Below are 1,590 nucleotides of genomic sequence, written 5' to 3'. Positions count from 1 at the left end.
CTAGATAATATGAAGTGACCCCCTAGATTGTCGACACGGGGATTTAGATTGATAATGTTGTTAGCTAAAACAAACAAATCAATCCTTACCCTAAAGGCAATAGGAGGCCACTCATGAAAAGTATAGTGTACGTTGGAATGGATGTCCATAAAGCCACTTTCAGTCTCTGTGCATTAAGCGGTGAAGCCGGTGAGATATTAGCTGAGACCCAATGCGCCTCAGAGCCAAGATTGGTCAAGCAGTTCATTGATCACTTAACCGAAGAATGTGCACCAGACACCGAGTTCTTGACCGGTTACGAAGCTGGGTGTTTGGGCTATTCGTTATACAAGTCCTTACAATCGCTTGGTATTCCTTGTGTCATCATGGCCCCATCGACCATGTACAGTTCCTCAAAGAACAAGATGGTCAAGAACGATCACATGGATGCCAAAATGATTGCCAGAAATCTCGCCGCCAATACTTATCATCCGGTCTACGTTCCAGATGAACAGGATGAAGACGTCAGAGAATACTTACGGTTACGCAAAGCCGTCAAGAAGCAGCTCACGCGGGTCAAGCAACAACTCGCTGCGCTGTTCTTGAGACACGGGCTCAAATGTGAATCATCGGCCAATAAGTGGACTCAGGCGTATATGACTTGGGCGAGAACCTTGCCAGTGTCTGATGTGTTGCGTGATGTAATCGATGAAGAACTACTTCAGATCAGTGAACTCGAGGAAAAGATTGCCCGTTATGACCAGACCATCGAACAATTTTCACACAACGAGCGGTACGAAGAACCTGTCCAGGCCCTAACCTGCATGAAGGGCGTGGCGCTAACAACGGCGATGACGCTTCATGTCGAGATTTCTGACTTCAAGCGCTTCAAGACGGCCCCTGCCTTTATGTCCTACGCTGGTCTGAATCCTTCGGAGCACTCAAGTGGCGAACACAGCTTCAAAGGTGGCATCACCAAACAAGGCAACTCAGTGGTTCGAACGACACTCATTGAAGCGGCCCAGGCCCTCGTAAAAGGAAGAGCAGGCTACAAGTCCAAAGCCCTAAGAGCCAGACAAGCTGGTCAGGATGCCGTAGTGATCAGTTATGCCGATAAAGCCAGCCTACATCTCCTTCGTAAGTTCGAGCGTCTGTTAGCACAAGGCAAAGCCTACAACGTCGCAATCACTGCCGTGGCAAGAGCACTAGCAGGATATGTTTGGGGTATGGAGACCGGAAACATCAATTATTAGAGTTAAAGTTCAAGAACCAAAGTACGTCGACAAGAAACGGTCGTAAGTGGAAACTGATTCACGACATCATCGTTGGCAGCAACGAGCTCCAGAAGCTGACGGTCTGGTTATTTGCGAGTAGCCTATTCTGGCACAGATTCTTCTCTAGGTATGGCCATACCCAGAGAATACAGGTCTGTGATCCACGCAGCTAGATTCCAAAACCTTCGACAGGACCATTAACCTGAGGTAGCCAATCCTCGTATAACAGAGTGGTTAAATGTCGAAAGACAACGAGCCTCTGAAGCTTGTTGGTGCCAGCGATGATATCGAAAATTGAAAGTTGGAGTTGACACGGGTCACTTCATAACAGGCTACC

General features: G+C 47.9%; 1 protein-coding gene. It reads left to right on the top strand.

All coding sequences use genetic code 11. The features are described from left to right. Positions 1-113: 113 nt before the first annotated feature. Positions 114-1,232: an IS110 family RNA-guided transposase gene (locus EKM85_RS11365; protein WP_125586978.1), complete on the top strand. Its 1,119-nt coding sequence runs from the start codon at positions 114-116 to the stop codon at positions 1,230-1,232. Positions 1,233-1,590: the final 358 nt, after the last annotated feature.

This window comes from Lacticaseibacillus jixianensis (assembly GCF_003946485.1).
GTDB lineage: Bacteria > Bacillota > Bacilli > Lactobacillales > Lactobacillaceae > Lacticaseibacillus > Lacticaseibacillus jixianensis.
Note: the sequence above shows the minus strand (reverse complement) of the source record. Positions and strands in the feature narration are given on the sequence as shown.

Bases quoted from the DNA above. Each gene is read 5' to 3' on its own strand.
- EKM85_RS11365 (WP_125586978.1), top strand. From the start codon at position 114: ATGAAAAGTATAGTGTACGTTGGAATGGATGTCCATAAAGCCACTTTC.